Here is a 15,324-nt window from a genome sequence, read left to right as displayed (position 1 = left end):
GCGGCCAGCCAGCCGGGCCGTTACGTTTTCCCCTGACAGCAATGCGCCTGCGCGGGGATGACGGAGTAGAGAGCGCGGCTCTTCAGCTTCCGGCTGACTCGGGTTTGGGACGTCCCAAACTCAAGGCGGCACCCGGCGTCAAGCCGCCGTGAACCGCTCCGCGTACACCTGCGCGTCCGGCACGCCGGCCTCCCGCGCCGCGGCTTCAACCGCTTCCACCAGCGCGGGCGGGCCGCACACGTACACGTCCGGCCATGCGCCGGGGGCGCAGGCGGCCAGGTCCGCGCGCAGCGCGTCCACGGGCGTGCCGCGCAGGCCCAGCCAGGCGTCCGAGGGCTGCCAGACGCACACGCGCTGCTCCAGGCCGGGCAGTTCGGCCAGCGCGGCGGCGGCGAACAGCTCGGCCTCGCGGTTCACGCCGAAGTACAGCCGCACGGGATGCGGCTCCCCGAACTCCGCCATGCGGCGCAGCATGGACAGCAGCGGCGCCAGCCCCGTGCCGCCGGCCACGAACCAGCGCGGACGCAGCCCGTTTTCCCGCAGGCCGAAAGCACCCTGCGGACCGTGCACCACCAGCCGGGCACCCACGGCCGCCTCGTCGCGCAGCCAGTTGGAAAAACGGCCCTGCGGCTGCAGCCGGATCAGGAACTCCAGCGTGCCGGCCCAGTTGCCGGTGTTGGACATGGAGTAGGCGCGGCGCAAGTCCGTGCCCGGCACTTTCAGCTCCGCGAACTGCCCCGGCTCGAACTCGGCCACCGCGACTCCCTCGGCGTCCGGCAGCAGTTGCAGCACCAGGCGCACGGTGGCGTCGCCGTCGCGCTCGATTTCCAGCACTTCGGCGTCGCGCTGCGGCACGGGGCCGCCGGCGATGCGCGCGCGGTCGTAGGGCAGCGCGATGCGCAGATCGCCGCAGGGCGTGGTGCGGCACAGCAGCACGCTGCCGGGCTTGTCAGCGCTCAGCGCCTTGGGGTTGTGGTCGCCCAACTCGTAGTCGCCGCTGAGCACCTGCGCCGCGCAGGCGCCGCAGCCGCCCTGGCGGCATTGGGCCGGCAGCCGCCATTGGGCCGCGTCGGCGGCTTCCAGCACGGACTGGCCCGGCAGGTTGTCGAGTTGGAGGGACTGGCCGTCGAGCGTGCACAGCTCGACGGACCAGGTCTTGACGGCTTGGTCCATCGGTCTCGTCTTTCGCTTGGCGCGTCAGGCCGCTTCGAGCTGCAGCGTCTTGCGGATGTCGGCCTGCGCCTCGCCGATGGGCTGGATGCCGAACTTCTCGACCAGCACGCCCAGCAGGTTGGGCGTGAGGAAGGCCGGCAGCGTGGGGCCCAGGCGGATGTTGCGGATGCCCAGCGCCAGCAGCGTCAGCAGCACGGCGGCGGCCTTCTGCTCGAACCAGGAGATGACCAGCGACAGCGGCAGGTCGTTCACGCCGCACTCGAACGCTTCGGCCAGCGCCGAGGCGATCTTGATGGCCGAGTAGGCGTCGTTGCACTGGCCGATGTCCAGCAGGCGCGGGATGCCGCCGATGTCGCCGAACTCGTGCCGGTTGAAGCGGTACTTGGCGCAGCCCAGCGTCATGACGACGGTGTCCTGCGGCGCCTGGGTGGCGAAGTCGCTGTAGTAGTTGCGGCCGGGGGCAGCGCCGTCGCAGCCGCCTATCAAATAGAAGTGTTTGATGGCGCCGCCCTTGACGGCGTCGATGACCGCACCGGCCACGCCCAGCACGGCGTCGCGGCCGAAGCCGACGGTGATGGTCTGCTCAGGCTCGGTGGCCTTGAAGCCGGGCAGCGCCTTGGCGGCCTGGATGACTTGCGCGAACTGGTGGTTTTCCACGTGGCGCACGCCGGGCCAGCCCACGGGGCCGGTGGTGAAGATGCGTTGGCGGTAGGCGGGCAGCGGCTCGATGATGCAGTTGCTGGTCATCAGCACGGGGCCGGGGAAGTTGGCGAAGTCCAGTTGCTGGTCCTGCCAGGCGCCGCCGTAGTTGCCGGCCAGGTGCGGGTAGGCCTTGAGCACCGGGTAGCCGTGGGCGGGCAGCATCTCGCCGTGGGTGTAGATCTGGATGCCGCTGTCCTTGGTCTGCTCCAGCAGGGCTTGCAGGTCGCCCAGGTCGTGGCCGGAGACCAGGATGGCCTTGCCGGCCACCGGGGTGAGGCGCACGGCGGTGGGCTGCGGGGTGCCGAAGCGGCCGGTGTTGGCGGCGTCCAGCATCTCCATGACTTGCAGGTTGAGCGTGCCCAGGGCCAGCGACTCGCCCAGCAGCGCGGGGATGTCGGCCGGGTCCTGCGCCAGGAAGTCCAGCGCGTGCTCGATGCCGGCGAACACGGTCTCGCGCGCCTCGCCCAGCACGTAGGCGTGGTGGGCGTAGGCGCAGACGCCCTTGAGCCCGTACAGCAGCAGCGCGCGCAAGCCCGTGACGTCGGCGCCCACCTGCTCCAGCCCGGCGTTGATGCCCACGTCGGCGGCCTGCAGCAGCAGCCCGGCCTGGTCGGCGGCGGGCTGCCAGGTGGCGGCGGCGGTGGCGAGCACTTGCGGCTCCTGGCCGGCGGCGCGGGCGGCGGCCTCGTAGCGAGCGCGCACGGCGTCGCGCAGGGTGGCGGCTTCCTTCAGCAGCGTGACGAAGCGGGCGGCGTTGAAGTTGACGTTGGTGAGCGTCGTGAACAGCGCGTAGAGGATGAAGGCGTCGGCCTCGCGGTCCGGCGCATTCAGGGCGCGCAGGCGGCCGGCGTATTGGGCGATGCCCTTGGTGGCGTGGACGAGCAGGTCCTGCAGATCGGCCGTGGTGGCGTCCTTGCCGCAGTGGCCGCGTTCGGAAGCGCAGCCGGCCGAGGTTTCGGTGCGGGCGGTCTGTTCACATTGGTAGCAGAACATGCGGAAAAGGCTCTCTGTGGTGTTGTCCGTGATGGCGTGCCGTTTCTGGCGAACGGCGGGGGCGGAAGGTACGCAACAGGAGCGGGGGGAATCCTTGAAGCAGTTCAAGGATTTGGGGCCAGGGTGTCGAGAGCCTCGGGCTATTGAGCCACATCAAAACAAGGCGGCGCGAAGAAATCAATCACAGGCGTGCAAACAAAAGAGCCATTTCCAGCAAATACATGCTTTCTTTATGGCCCCAGCATGGGCAGCGTTAAATACGTCACGAATGCGGCTGAGCCGACGCAACGATTAACGGATTGGCGTGCAAAACGTAGTTGAGCCTGTATCGTTGAGCAGCCGCGAGGTGTAGTAATGGATTGGGGCTTAGGAAAACGCCTCAATGTTTTAATCTTTGAAGTTTTTCTAAAAAACGATATGGACTCCTTTTCCGTTTGGCACTGGCTGATCGTGCTGATTTTTTTCTTGATTCCCATCGGCATGGGATTCTTGCTGATGGGCCTTCAAAAGCCTGCAAAAATCAAGCATGGCGCCTCCGGGCTGGTCAAAAACGGATACGTGGGCTTTTCCTGGACTTACTGGCTGTTCGGCTGGCTCGTGCCTGTGATCCGCGGCGAAGTCGGCATAGGCGTGCTGCACCTGATTTTGACTGCATTCACCTTTGGTCTTTTTCAACCCATCATGGCGTTTCTCTATAACCGGCAATATATGACGCGGATGCTGACCAATGGGTGGGAACTGGCAGATGAGGAAGGGGTTAATGCTAAGGCGCGGTTAAGATTAGGAATTGCAGAGATTTGAAAAGATAATCTCAAACCGGAATCAAAATTAGTTGACGGAGAAATTTCATGGCAACAATGGACTACCTGAAAGGTCCCGCACACCGGGTTCGCACAGACCAACTGGAAGCGGAACTTTCGCAATCGCGAGTGCATTGCGCACAGGTAGAAGAGACCGCCAAAAAAACTCGGGGCGATGGAAATCGTTGAAGTCAGGCGCTTGATCGACGATGAAAATCGAAGACTGCAATCTGTGCGGGCAGAGATTGAAAAACCCAACACCAAGCCCGCGACGAGATTCAACAGGCCCAACAAGCAGCCCGCGCAGCGCTTTTGATGTTCTTGTTGGAAGTCCCCATGCAGGCGTGATGCCGGTACTGGCGACTGGCATCTCAGGGATGACGGACCTATGCTTTTCTTTCGGCCGAGCAAGCGGGCTTGTCGCCACGCGCTACTGCCGGTCTGCGTGAAAGGACTACCTATGTTGTCCAATGCCTCCGTCACTACGATGTTGCCGGTCAAGGACATGGCCAGGGCGCGTGCCTTCTATGAAACTTGCCTGGGCCTGCAGCCCGGCGGCTTACAACCCGATGGCAAGTTTGTCTATAGGGTGGGTGGCAGCACATTGGCTTTGTTTCCCAAGGTTGAGGGCACAAAGGCTGACCATACGGCCATCAGTTTCCAGGTGTCTGATATCGCTGCCGAAATCCAAGAATTGAAACGTGCTGGTGTGGTTTTTGAAGACTACGACTTCCCGGGCCTGAAAACCGTAAACCACGTCTGCGTACTTGGCGCTGAGAAAGCAGCCTGGTTCAAGGATACCGAAGGCAATTACCTTTGCATTCACGAGAATCTGGCTGCTACGTAACTTGGCCACTCTTCCCTATGTAGGTCGCTGGACTTGGCCAGCGACCATTTCGGCATCCAATCCAAAGAGGCGCACCGTGTGGTGCGGCAACTCCAAGTGGTCTATGCAGCATGACTGCTTTTCCTTGCATGGCGGTCCGGATACCGCAACGTGGCGCTGCAGCAAGGTGCACAGAGTGCTTTGCCACACCAATAAGTATTCGGCAAACAGCGGGACAGCCAATCCGGTACCAAGCCCTTATCGTTGTCCTCTTGCGTGTCCGCTCACCTAGATGCTGCAGCATTAAACCGCGGCTATTCCTTCAATTACCTGCAATAAATCCTCAGCCCCACCGAAGGCGCCAGAACGGGTATGGCAAACCACCCCATCCCATTTCCCTCCCACCATCCGCGCACAGCCCCACCCCGCCCTGTCCATCGCAGTTTCGGAAACCAACCCCGAAGCCCCCAGCGCCCGGCACATCGCCAGCAAGGTATCTCCGCCCACGATCACCAGCGCCCCAGGCCGAGGCACGTTTTCGGCGATCAGGGCGGCCTGGCGTTCCAGCAGCGCGGCGGCTTGGTCGGCCGTGAGCATTTCCTGCGGCGATAAATCAATCAGCCGCGGATAGCCCTCCGCCGCCCGCCGCAGGGTTTCCGGCTCCGCGCCCGCGTGGCATTCATCCGCCCAGCGCGAGGCGCGCAGCACGCGCCACTGCTCGCGCGAAACGGGGTGGTGGCTCGCGCTCACCAGCATGGGCGCGCCCGTGCCGCGCTCGCTGGCGGGCGCGGCGGGCACATTCAAATCCAGCCCGCGCGCCATCGCATGCGCCAGGCCGGCGCTGCCGCACCACAGCCAGCGCCCGGCCTCGGGTTTCAAGGCCATCGCCACGACCGCGTCCATGTCCGCGTCGCAATGCACGTCCGGCACCCACACGGTCACGTCGCCCACCAGCGCCTGGGCGATGCTTTCCGGGCCGACCGGCGAGCGGGAGTCATCCGCCTTCACCACCCACTGCCGGCCGCCCTCCGTTACCCGCCCCTGTGCGGGAAAGGCCGGGGCGAAGACGATGCGCTCGAAGCCGCCCTGCTGGGCCAGATAAGCCACTTCCGCGAACGTGTTGCCGCGCAGCAGGCTGTCCACCTTCTTGAAGGCGATGCCTGCCCCGCGCAGCCACGCCACGCTGGGAGTCAGCAGCGCGGGTAAATCGGCCACCGGCACGTCCCGCGTGGCGGTGGCGACGATGTCTATGCCCGCGACGGGTTTGCCCGCAGCGGGCGCCCCTAGGTGCACCGGCACCCCCGCGCCAAAGGCGGCGGCGCAGTCCAGGGCGCCAGTTAGATCGTCAGCCAGGATGCGCAGCGTCTTCATCAGCGGGCCTTCACCACGGTCAGTTTCAGGTTGAGGGCGCGCAGGCGCTCCTCCTCGGCAGCGGGCAGGCCGCTGTCGGTGATCACTTCAGCCACGTCGCCCAGCGACGCGATTTGCATGAAGGCGCGCGGCCGGAATTTGGAGCTGTCCACCAGCAGCCGCGTCGCGTTGGCCGCCTTCATCAGCGCCCGCTTCACGCCGGCCAGCTCGGCGGAGGTCTCGGAGATCACGTCGTCCGTCACCGCGTGCGCGCCCAGCAGCAGCACGTCGGCGCGCAGGGAGGACGCCTGGTCCACCAGCGTCTGGCCCAGGATGGTCGTGCTCCCAGGGCGCAGCATCCCGCCCAGCATGTGCACCTGCACCAGCGGCGATTTGCCCAGCACCTGCGCGATCACGAGGTCGTTGGTCACGGCGGTCAGCGGAATCTGGCGGCGCACGGCCGCGCGCGCGGCTTCCAGCACCGTCGTGCCGCTGTCAAAGATGACGCTTTGACGAGGCTCCAGCGCCTCGGCCGCCGCCTCGCCTATGGCCGCCTTCTCGCGCGGCGACAGCTCGGCCGCCGCCACCGGGTCCGGCTCGAAGGTGGCGTATTCCGGCGCCTGCTGGCGCAGCAGCGCGCCGCCGTGCGTGCGGTCCACCACGCCCTCGGCCGCCAGCGCGTCCAGGTCGCGCCGCAGCGTCGAAATCGACGCGCCCAGCGCCTGCTCCAACTGGCCAATCGTCACCGCGCCGTGCACGCGCAGGAAATCCACGATGCGATGCCGCCGCTGCGCAGGCAGCAAGGGCGAGTCCATCGTGGCAAAGGAGTCTGAAGTCGTGGACATGGCGTTTTCCTGGCGAATGCGGCAAATCATGCCACAGCACCTGATAGATCGTGATGGTTGTTGATCTTTTGTGGAGTTTTATGATTCAATTCACTCATCGGCTTCCACAAAGCTCCACACAGAGGGCCTGGCCGGTCGCCACAACGACGGAGACAACGCCATGAACGATCACAAAGTTCCAAGTTCGCGCAGCCTCGCGCCGGCCGTCGCCCAAGGTGCCGCTCCCCGCGCCGCCTGACTCCCACCCCACCGACAACGAATGGACCGCCACATGAGCACCCCGATACGCCTGGCCTTCACGATGGGCGATCCCGCCGGCATCGGCCCCGAGATCATTGCCAAGGCCACCCGCGAGATGGCCGGCCTGGTGCGCGCCGGCCGCGCCGAGTTCATCGTCCTGGGCAGCGCTGCCGCCATGGCGCAGGCTGAAGCGCTGCTGAAGCTGCCTTCGACGGACGAGCAAGGCAACGCCTTCTACCGCATGGTGGACGTGGGCCCGGTGGAGGCGCCCATCGTCATCGGCCAGGTGGCCGCCGCGGGCGGCGAGTGGGCCTACCGCGCGGTGGAGCGCGCCACGCGCATGGTCCAAGGCGGCACGGCGGACGCCATCGTCACCGGGCCGCTGTCCAAGGAGGCGCTGCACCTCGCCGGCCACCACTTCGAAGGCCACACCGAGCTGCTGGCCCACCTCACCGGCCAGCGCGACGCCGTGATGATGCTGGCCCACGGCGACATGCGCGTCACGCACGTCACCACCCACTGCGCCCTGGCCGACGTGCCCAAGCGCATCACGCCCCAGCGCCTGCGCCGCGTCTTCGACGTCACGCTGGACGCCATGCACGCCCTGGGCATAGCCCAGCCGCGCGTGGCCGTCGCCGGCCTCAACCCGCACTGCGGCGAGGGCGGCATCCTGGGCACGGAAGACGACAAGGTCATCGCCCCCGTCATCCAGGAGTATGCGGAGCGCGGGCTGGTCGGCCCCATCCCGGGCGACACGGTCTTCATCAAGCTGCGCGCCCGCCAGTACGACGCCGTGGTGGCCATGTTCCACGACCAGGGCCACATCCCCGTGAAGCTGCTGGGCTTCAACGTGGACCCCAACACGGGTAAATGGCAGGCGATCAGCGGCGTGAACATCACGCTGGGCCTGCCCATCCTGCGCACCTCGGTGGACCACGGCACGGCCTTCGACATCGCCGGCCAGGGCATCGCCAACGCCGACAGCGTGGTGGAAGCGGCCGAATACGCGCTGCGCCTCATCGCCGGCCAGCGCGCCGCCGCGCAAGCCGCCGCCCAAACCTCCGAAGGGGCCCAGGCATGAGCGCGGGCGCGCTGCGCACGCACGCCGAGGACGCGGCCCGCCAGGTGGCCGACCTCCCCTCGCTGCGCGTCCAGGCCCACGCCGCCAACCTCATGTTCCTGCGCGACGGGGCGCTCGGCTGCGTCTGGTTTGGCGGGAGCATGGAAGGCAAGTCCGACATCTGCGTCTTCATGTCGCGGCTGGAGCCGGGCTCCAGCCAGTGGAGCGAGCCGGTGCAGCTCTCCAGCGACCCGGACCGCTCGGAGCAGAACCCTATCCTCTTCCCCGCGCCGGACGGCAGCCTGTGGCTGCTGCACACCGCGCAGACGGCGGGCCACCAGGACACCTCCGTGGTGCGCCGCCGCGTCTCGCACGACGAGGGCCGCACCTGGGGCCCCACCGAGACGCTCAAGGACGTGCCCGCCGGCACCTTCGTGCGCCAGCCCATCCAGGTGCAGGCGGACGGGAGCTGGCTGCTGCCCATCTTCAATTGCCGCGCCGTGCCCGGCCAGGCGTGGGACGGCAGCCTGGACGACAGCGCCGTGCTGCGCTCCACCGACCAGGGCGCGAGCTGGCAGCGCATCGAGGTGCCCGCGAGCCTGGGCTGCGTGCACATGAACGTCGTCGCCGGCAAGGGCGCGAGCGATTTATTGGCCTTCTTCCGCAGCCGCTGGGCGGACCATGTGTATCGCAGCGAGAGCCGGGACGGCGGCCTGAGCTGGTCGCAGCCGCAACCTTGCGGCCTGCCCAACAACAACTCGTCCATCCAGGCCGTGCGCCTGGCCGACGGGCGGCTGGCGATGATCTTCAACGACAGCAGCGCGCTGGACGCCACGGGGCGGCGCGAGTCGCTGTACGACGAGCTGGAAGAAGACTCGAAAGAGTCCAAGGACGCCGCGCCGGCCGCCGCTGCCGCTGAAGCTCCCGCCCGCCGCGCCTTCTGGGGCGCCCCGCGTGCGCCGCTGACGCTGGCCCTGTCTGCCGACGAAGGCCTGACCTGGCCCTGGAAGCGCAACCTGGAAACGGGCGACGGCTACTGCATGAGCAACAACTCTGCGCAGCGCCTCAACCGCGAGTACTCGTATCCCAGCATCCGCCAGGGCGCCGACGGCGCGCTGCACCTGGCCTACACCGTGTTCCGCCAGCACATCCGCCATGCGCGCGTGATGCCTGAGTGGATTCAAGCGTCCCCCGCCGCGCAGGAGCAAGCGCAATGAGCACGTCCATGTACGCCATCGTCAACCCCAGCCGCGTCATCGCCGGCGCGGGCAGCATCTCGCAACTGGCCGAAGTGGCGCAGAGCTTCAATGCCCAGCACGTGCTGGTGGTCAGCGACAAGGGCGTCGCCGCGGCCGGCCTCGTCAACGGGCCGCGCGCCGCGCTGGAAGCGGCGGGCCTGCGCGTGACCGTCATCGACAACACGCCGCCGGAGCCGGACGTCAAGGACGTGGAAGCCATCATGGAAGCCGCCCAGGCCGCGGGCGGCGTGGACCTCGTGGTCGGCATCGGCGGCGGCAGCGCCATGGACGTCGCCAAGATCGTCGCCGTGCTGCTGGCGCATCCGCTGTCCCTGCGCGACCTGCTGAGCAAGAAGGCCGACATCACCGCGCGCGGCCTGCCCACCGTCATGGTGCCGACCACGGCCGGCACGGGCTCGGAGGCGACGCCCAACTCCATCATCCTCGTCCCCGAGGACGAGCTGAAGGTGGGCATCGTCAGCGCGCGGCTGATGCCCGACGCGGTGATCCTGGACGCGGAGCTGACCCTGACGCTGCCGCCGGCGGTGACGGCCTCCACCGGCATGGACGCGCTCACGCACGCCATCGAGTGCTACTGCTCCAAGAAGGGCAACCCCTTCAGCGACCTGTATGCGCTGGAGGCGATCAAGCTCATCTCGCGCAGCATCCGCACCACCGTGGCCGACGGCCGCAACCTCGCGGCGCGCGAGGACGTGCTCATGGGCGCCTACTGGGGCGGCGTGTGCATCGCCACCTCCAGCACCACGGCCGTGCACGCGCTGGCCTATCCGCTGGGCGGCAAGTACCGTATGCCGCACGGGCTGTCCAACGCCATCCTGCTGCCCTCGGTCATGGCCTTCAACCTCGTGGGCAACGAAAAGCGCTTCGCGGCCATGGCCAAGGCCATGGGGCTGGACACGGAAGGCTTGACCGAGGCGCAAGCCGGCGCTGCCTTCGTGGACGAGCTCAAGCAGCTCAACGCCGACCTGGGCGTGCCGCCCAACCTGCGCGGCTGGGGCATGGACGAGACGCACCTGGACGGCCTGGTGGACGGCGCCGCCAAGGTCACGCGGCTGCTGGACAACAACCCCCGGCCCATGAGCCGCGAGGACATGCGCGCGCTGTACGCGGCGCTGCTGTAAGCACGACAACGACCAAGGAGACAAGCATGAGCACGAGCCAATCCCTTTCGAACTCCCTGCCCGCCAACACCCTCAAGCAGGCCCTTCAAGCCAACCGCCGCCAGGTCGGCCTGTGGGTGACCTTCGCGCACCAGCCCATCGCCGAGGTGCTGGCCGACTCCGGCTTCGACTGGCTGCTGTTCGACATGGAGCACAGCCCCACGGACCTGCACCAGGTCGGCCAGCAACTGCTGGCGGTGCGCGGCAAGAACGTCGCGCCCATCGTGCGCGTGCCCGTGGTGGACATGGCCTGGACCAAGCGCGTGCTCGATGCCGGCGCACCCAACGTGATGTTCCCCAACGTGCGCAATGCCGCCGAGGCGCGCGACTGCGTGGCCTACACGCGCTTCGCCCCCGAGGGCCTGCGCGGCGTGGCCGGCAGCACGCGTGCGGGCAACTACACGCGCTACAAGGACTACATGGCCCGCGCCAATGACGAGATCGGCGTGATCGTGCAGATCGAGTCCCGCGAGGCGCTGGACGACCTGGAGGCCATCTGCCGCGTGCCGGGCGTGGACGCCGTCTTCATCGGCCCCTCGGACCTGGCGGCCAGCCTGGGCTACCGCGGCCAGTCCGGCCACCCGGACGTGCAGGCCGCCATCGCGCAGGCCTTCCGCACCGCCAACGCCGCGGGCGTGGCCGCCGGCACGCTGGCCGCCGACGGCAAGGCCGACCACTACTTCGAAGCGGGCGCAACCATGGTCGGCGTGGGCACGGATTTGCACCTGCTCATCGCCGGGGCGGACGCGGTGGCTGCGCGGTACGCGCAGCGCTGAGGGAATGAAGGGCTGAGTCGCTGAGTCGCTGAAGCACTGAAGCACCAGCCGTATCCCGCAAGCCACAACGCTTCGCCCACTACATCGTCATTCCCGCGCAGGCGGGAATGACGAAGTAGGAAGCGGGGCGCTTTCGCCACCTGGCGGCATTCACAAGGCCACAACGCCACAACGCCACAAAGCCACAACGCCACAACGCCACAACGCCACAGAACCACAAGCAGGCGCCCCGAGCGCCGTCCACAGACCCCAGGAGACAAACCATGCAACGACGTCACTTCATCCGCACGGCCGCCGTGGCCGCCTCGCTGCTGGCCGGCGCCGCGTCCTTCCCGGCGCTGGCGCAGGGCGGCTATCCCAACAAGCCCATCACCATGGTCGTGCCCTTCCCGCCCGGCGGCACGCTGGACACGGTGGCGCGCGCCCTGGCGCAAAAGCTCGGCGAGCAGATGGGCCAGACCGTGGTGGTGGACAACCGCCCCGGCGGCGCCGGCACCATAGGCGCCGTGGCCGTCAAGAACGCCCCGGCCGACGGCTACACGCTGCTGTTCAGCGCCTCCACGGTCACGACCACGCCCATGACCATGAAGAGCGTGCCCTACGACGTGGCCAAGGACTTCACGCCCATCTCCCTCGTCGCCAAGGCGCCGCTGGCCGTGGCCGTCAACAAGAACCTGCCCTTCTCCGACATCAAGGGCCTGGTCAGCTACGCCAAGGCCAACCCGGGCAAGCTGAGCTTTGCCATCGGCTCCTCCGGCTCGGCCGGCCATCTCTCCACCGAGCTGCTGCGCCGCGCCAGCGGCATCGAGTACCTGATCGTCCCCTACAAGGGCTCGGCCCCGGCCTACCAGGACCTCATCGGCGGCCAGATCGACGGCTTCATCGACCCCATCCTGGGTTCCGCCCCCTTTGCCAAGGCCGGCCAGTTGAAGGTCATCGGCGTGACCTCCAAGGCCCGCGTGCCCAGCCTGCCGGACGTGCCCACCGTGGGCGAGACGCTGCCGGGCTACGAGTTCTACAGCTGGTACGGCGTGTGGGCGCCGGCCAAGCTGCCGCAGGACGTCGCGCAGCGGCTCAACACCGAGATCAACAAGGCGCTCAACGGCGAGATGAAGGACAAGCTGCTGGCGCAGGGCGTGCTCGTCACGCCGGGCTCCATCGCCGACTTCGTGAGCTTCCAGAAGGACGACATGGCCAAGGCCGCCAAGATCATCGCGGAAGGGAAGATCCGTGCCGAGTGAGGCGGCATCGGCCCCGGCGCCGCGGCTGGCGCTGGTCACCGGCAGCAGCTCCGGCATAGGCCTGGCCATCGCCCAGCGGCTGCTGGATGACGGCTGGCAGGTGCTGGGCCTGCAGCGCGGCCCGGCGGCGCTGGAGCACCCCGCGCTGCGCACGCTGCGCGTGGACCTGGGCGACGGCGCCGCGCTGGAGCAGGCCCTGGCCGGCCTTGACGCGTTGCCTGACGCCGTGATCCATGCCGCGGGCTTGCTGCGCACCGCGCCGCTGGGGCAGCTCCAGGCCGACGATTCGTCCGCGATGTGGCGCCTTCACGTGGACGCCGCCACGCGGCTGGCCGATGGGCTCCTGCCGCGCATGGCCGACGCGGGCCGCGGGCGCATGGTGCTGATCGGCAGCCGGGTTGCGGGCGGCATGCCCGGCCGCAGCCAGTACGCCGCGACCAAGGCGGCGCTGGTGGCGCTGGCGCGCAGTTGGGCCGCCGAGGTGGCGCCGCGGGGCGTGACGGTCAACGTCGTCTCCCCTGCCGCCACCGACACGCCCATGCTGGCCGACCCGGCGCGGGCGTCCTCCAGCCCCAAGCTGCCGCCCATGGGGCGGCTGATCCGGCCTGAGGAAGTGGCGGCGCTGGTGGCGTTTTTGCTCTCCGATGCGGCTGCACCCATCACGGGGCAGGAGATACAGGTGTGCGGAGGGTCGTCGCTGACGCGGTGATGTCGCCGCCCAAGCGAAAACGCCGGCCCGGGGCCGGCGTTTTTCATTGGGGGTGCACCGTGGTCAGATCAGGGCCGCAACCGCTTTGCCCATCTCCGTCGTGTCCGCCTGGCCGCCCAGGTCGCGCGTGCGCGGCCCCTCGCGCAGCACCGTTTCAATGGCCGCCACGATGGCGTCATGCGCCTGCCGCCCCGCGCCCTGGCCGTGGGTGAGAAAGTCCAGCATCAGCGCGCCGGACCAGATCATGGCCACGGGGTTGGCGATGTTCTGGCCGTAGATGTCCGGCGCCGAGCCGTGCACGGGCTCGAACAGCGAGGGGAAGCGGCGCTCGGGGTCCAGGTTGGCCGAAGGCGCCAGGCCGATCGTGCCGGTGCAGGCCGGGCCCAGGTCGGACAGGATGTCACCGAACAGGTTGCTGGCCACAACCACGTCGAAGCGGTCCGGCTGCAGCACGAAGCGCGCGGACAGGATGTCGATGTGCTGCTTGTCGGCCGCCACCTCGGGGTAGCTGCGGCCGATCTCGTCGGCCCGCTCGTCCCACCAGGGCATGCTCACCGCGATGCCGTTGCTCTTGGTGGCCACGGTGAGCTTTTTCCGCGGCCGCGACTGCGCCAGCTCGAAGGCGAATTTCAGCACGCGCTCGGTGCCGTGGCGCGAGAACACCGACTCCTGGATGACGATCTCGCGCTCCGTGCCCTCAAAAATCCGGCCGCCGAGGTTGGTGTATTCGCCCTCGGTGTTTTCGCGGACCACGAAGAAATCGATGTCCCCGGCCTTGCGCCCGGCCAGCGGGCAGGGCACGCCTTCAAAGAGGCGCACGGGGCGCAGGTTGATGTACTGGTCGAACTCGCGGCGGAACTTCAAGAGCGAGCCCCACAGCGAGACGTGGTCCGGCACGGTGGCGGGCCAGCCCACGGCGCCGAAGAAAATGGCGTCCATGCCCTGGAGCTGGGCCTTCCAGTCGTCGGGCATCATTTTTCCGTGGGCCTGCCAGTAGTCGCAGCTCGCCCAGTCGATGTGCGTGAGCTCCAGGCCGATGCCGAACTTGTCGGCGGCAGCCTGCACGGCGCGCAGGCCCTCGGGCATCACTTCCTTGCCGATGCCGTCGCCGGGGATGACGGCGATGCGGTAAGTCTTGTTCTCCATGGCGGGTCTCCGGGAAAAGGTGGGGCATCGTAGCCAGTGGCGGCGGCGCCCAAGGCGCGGGGCAGCCGCGGTTCCCACCCAGCGGGCATGGACCGTGCCCCGCAGCACGCCAGACGCGATGGCCGCAGGGCCATCAGGAACCAAAGGGAGGGTCTTGCTGCTTCAAAGCCCGCAAGCGATCCAATTGCCTGCGGTGCACCTCGGAGAAAGCATCTGGGTCTGAAACCGCGTAGCCACCGTAGCCGTAGACGGACGAATAGGCTGCATACGCAGCCGCCTCGATCGATTGACCGTTCACGGCCTTGGCCAGCGCGTAGGTTGCGGACACCGCGGCATGCCGGCTTCCATCCAGCGAGCTCGAACCCGGATGGCTTGCGGCGAGTTTCGTGATGCTCGCCGACAAGGCCTGAAGCTCCGCTGGGGACTCTGGGCCGAAGCTGGCGAGGCAGGCGCGGAATCTTTCGAGCACGGCGATGGCCTCATCGCTTTCCAGATTTCCGGCAACTTCTTCAACGCAGGCAAGCCCAAAGCGCAGGGCCAACGCTTGACCGCTGTCGGACGAATCCAGCTCCGAGGCGATTTTCTCGAGATCGGGATGCATGCATGTCTCCGGCCCCGGCCGAGACCATCTCGGCCGCGCGCCCGTCACCAGTGACGGGCCGTTGCCATTATCTGGACTTGGATCTTGGGTGCCTTTCGCGCAGCCGGTGGCCGTCATGGCGGCGCACCGCCACGACATGCCCGCGCCGCACGGGCACCGGCCGTGTGTCCGCCACGCGTATGCCGGCGCGCGGCGCCAGCGTTATGGTGGCGTGCTCAACCAAGAGCCAATTCAGTGGCTCGCCGGGCTGGTAGTCCGCCAAGTTGTGGCCGCGCGCACCGCGTCTTCCAGTGCCCCCAGGTCTTGCGCCGGGTCGGCCAACTCGGCCAGCGCCTGCGAGCGGCCCATGAGCCACAGCGCCGTCGCATACACGCCCATGGAAACGCTCGGGTCCACCCTTTTCCATGCGCATGAGCGTCGGCTCGGAAACGCCAATGCGCTGC

Annotated in this window: 15 protein-coding genes; 8 read left to right on the top strand and 7 right to left on the bottom strand. The window is 67.9% G+C overall.

All coding sequences use genetic code 11. From position 1 onward, the window contains the following. Positions 1-138 precede the first annotated feature (138 nt). Both SM757_RS16115 and hcp read right to left on the bottom strand, forming a co-directional pair. Positions 139-1,173: a 2Fe-2S iron-sulfur cluster binding domain-containing protein gene (locus SM757_RS16115; protein ID WP_322466274.1), complete on the bottom strand. Its 1,035-nt coding sequence runs from the start codon at positions 1,171-1,173 to the stop codon at positions 139-141. A gap of 24 nt (positions 1,174-1,197) precedes the next feature. Then, the gene (gene hcp / locus SM757_RS16110) at positions 1,198-2,868 is read right to left on the bottom strand and encodes a hydroxylamine reductase (RefSeq protein WP_322466273.1); all 1,671 of its coding nucleotides are present in this window, start codon (positions 2,866-2,868) and stop codon (positions 1,198-1,200) included. A gap of 354 nt (positions 2,869-3,222) precedes the next feature. Between hcp and SM757_RS16105 the strand changes: the two genes are divergently transcribed. Both SM757_RS16105 and SM757_RS16100 read left to right on the top strand, forming a co-directional pair. Next, positions 3,223-3,669: a Sec-independent protein translocase family protein gene (locus SM757_RS16105; protein WP_322466272.1), complete on the top strand. Its 447-nt coding sequence runs from the start codon at positions 3,223-3,225 to the stop codon at positions 3,667-3,669. A 459-nt stretch (positions 3,670-4,128) separates the two neighbouring features. Next, the gene (locus SM757_RS16100; protein WP_322466271.1) at positions 4,129-4,515 is read left to right on the top strand and encodes a VOC family protein; all 387 of its coding nucleotides are present in this window, start codon (positions 4,129-4,131) and stop codon (positions 4,513-4,515) included. 282 nt (positions 4,516-4,797) lie between these two features. Here SM757_RS16100 and SM757_RS16095 read toward each other — a convergent pair whose 3' ends face one another. Together SM757_RS16095 and SM757_RS16090 are read right to left on the bottom strand one after the other, a co-directional pair. After that, the gene (locus SM757_RS16095; RefSeq protein ID WP_322466270.1) at positions 4,798-5,865 is read right to left on the bottom strand and encodes a four-carbon acid sugar kinase family protein; all 1,068 of its coding nucleotides are present in this window, start codon (positions 5,863-5,865) and stop codon (positions 4,798-4,800) included. Beyond that, positions 5,865-6,689 (bottom strand): DeoR/GlpR family DNA-binding transcription regulator, encoded by an 825-nt coding sequence (locus SM757_RS16090; protein WP_322466269.1) that lies wholly within the window; start codon positions 6,687-6,689, stop codon positions 5,865-5,867. The genes SM757_RS16095 and SM757_RS16090 overlap by 1 nt, the downstream gene beginning before the upstream one ends. 271 nt (positions 6,690-6,960) lie before the next feature. Between SM757_RS16090 and pdxA the strand changes: the two genes are divergently transcribed. The 6 genes from pdxA (at position 6,961) to SM757_RS16060 (ending at position 13,134) form a co-directional block, all read left to right on the top strand. After that, positions 6,961-8,010, top strand: a complete 1,050-nt coding sequence (gene pdxA, locus SM757_RS16085) for a 4-hydroxythreonine-4-phosphate dehydrogenase PdxA (RefSeq protein ID WP_322466268.1) — start codon at positions 6,961-6,963, stop codon at positions 8,008-8,010. Next, on the top strand, positions 8,007-9,206 hold the full coding sequence (locus tag SM757_RS16080) for a sialidase family protein (RefSeq protein WP_322466267.1): 1,200 nt from the start codon (positions 8,007-8,009) through the stop codon (positions 9,204-9,206). Before pdxA ends, SM757_RS16080 begins: the two co-directional genes overlap by 4 nt. Continuing rightward, positions 9,203-10,369: an iron-containing alcohol dehydrogenase gene (locus SM757_RS16075; protein ID WP_066334065.1), complete on the top strand. Its 1,167-nt coding sequence runs from the start codon at positions 9,203-9,205 to the stop codon at positions 10,367-10,369. Before SM757_RS16080 ends, SM757_RS16075 begins: the two co-directional genes overlap by 4 nt. Positions 10,370-10,395: 26 nt before the next feature. After that, on the top strand, positions 10,396-11,184 hold the full coding sequence (locus tag SM757_RS16070) for an HpcH/HpaI aldolase family protein (RefSeq protein ID WP_322466266.1): 789 nt from the start codon (positions 10,396-10,398) through the stop codon (positions 11,182-11,184). 263 nt (positions 11,185-11,447) lie between these two features. Further along, the gene (locus SM757_RS16065; protein WP_322466265.1) at positions 11,448-12,425 is read left to right on the top strand and encodes a Bug family tripartite tricarboxylate transporter substrate binding protein; all 978 of its coding nucleotides are present in this window, start codon (positions 11,448-11,450) and stop codon (positions 12,423-12,425) included. Then, on the top strand, positions 12,415-13,134 hold the full coding sequence (locus tag SM757_RS16060; RefSeq protein WP_322466264.1) for an SDR family NAD(P)-dependent oxidoreductase: 720 nt from the start codon (positions 12,415-12,417) through the stop codon (positions 13,132-13,134). The genes SM757_RS16065 and SM757_RS16060 overlap by 11 nt, the downstream gene beginning before the upstream one ends. 63 nt (positions 13,135-13,197) lie before the next feature. Here the strand turns inward: SM757_RS16060 and SM757_RS16055 are convergent, their stop codons facing one another. From SM757_RS16055 to SM757_RS16045, 3 genes are all read right to left on the bottom strand, one after another. Continuing rightward, positions 13,198-14,280, bottom strand: a complete 1,083-nt coding sequence (locus tag SM757_RS16055; RefSeq protein ID WP_322466263.1) for a tartrate dehydrogenase — start codon at positions 14,278-14,280, stop codon at positions 13,198-13,200. 133 nt (positions 14,281-14,413) lie between these two features. Beyond that, positions 14,414-14,881 carry a hypothetical protein gene (locus SM757_RS16050; protein WP_066334044.1) on the bottom strand — a complete coding sequence of 156 codons (468 nt, stop codon included), beginning with the start codon at positions 14,879-14,881 and terminating at the stop codon, positions 14,414-14,416. A gap of 231 nt (positions 14,882-15,112) precedes the next feature. After that, positions 15,113-15,277, bottom strand: a complete 165-nt coding sequence (locus SM757_RS16045) for a hypothetical protein (RefSeq protein ID WP_322466262.1) — start codon at positions 15,275-15,277, stop codon at positions 15,113-15,115. Positions 15,278-15,324 lie beyond the last annotated feature (47 nt).

Source organism: Azohydromonas lata, assembly GCF_034427735.1.
Taxonomy (GTDB): domain Bacteria; phylum Pseudomonadota; class Gammaproteobacteria; order Burkholderiales; family Burkholderiaceae_C; genus Azohydromonas; species Azohydromonas lata.
This window is presented reverse-complemented; position numbering and strand designations above follow the sequence as displayed.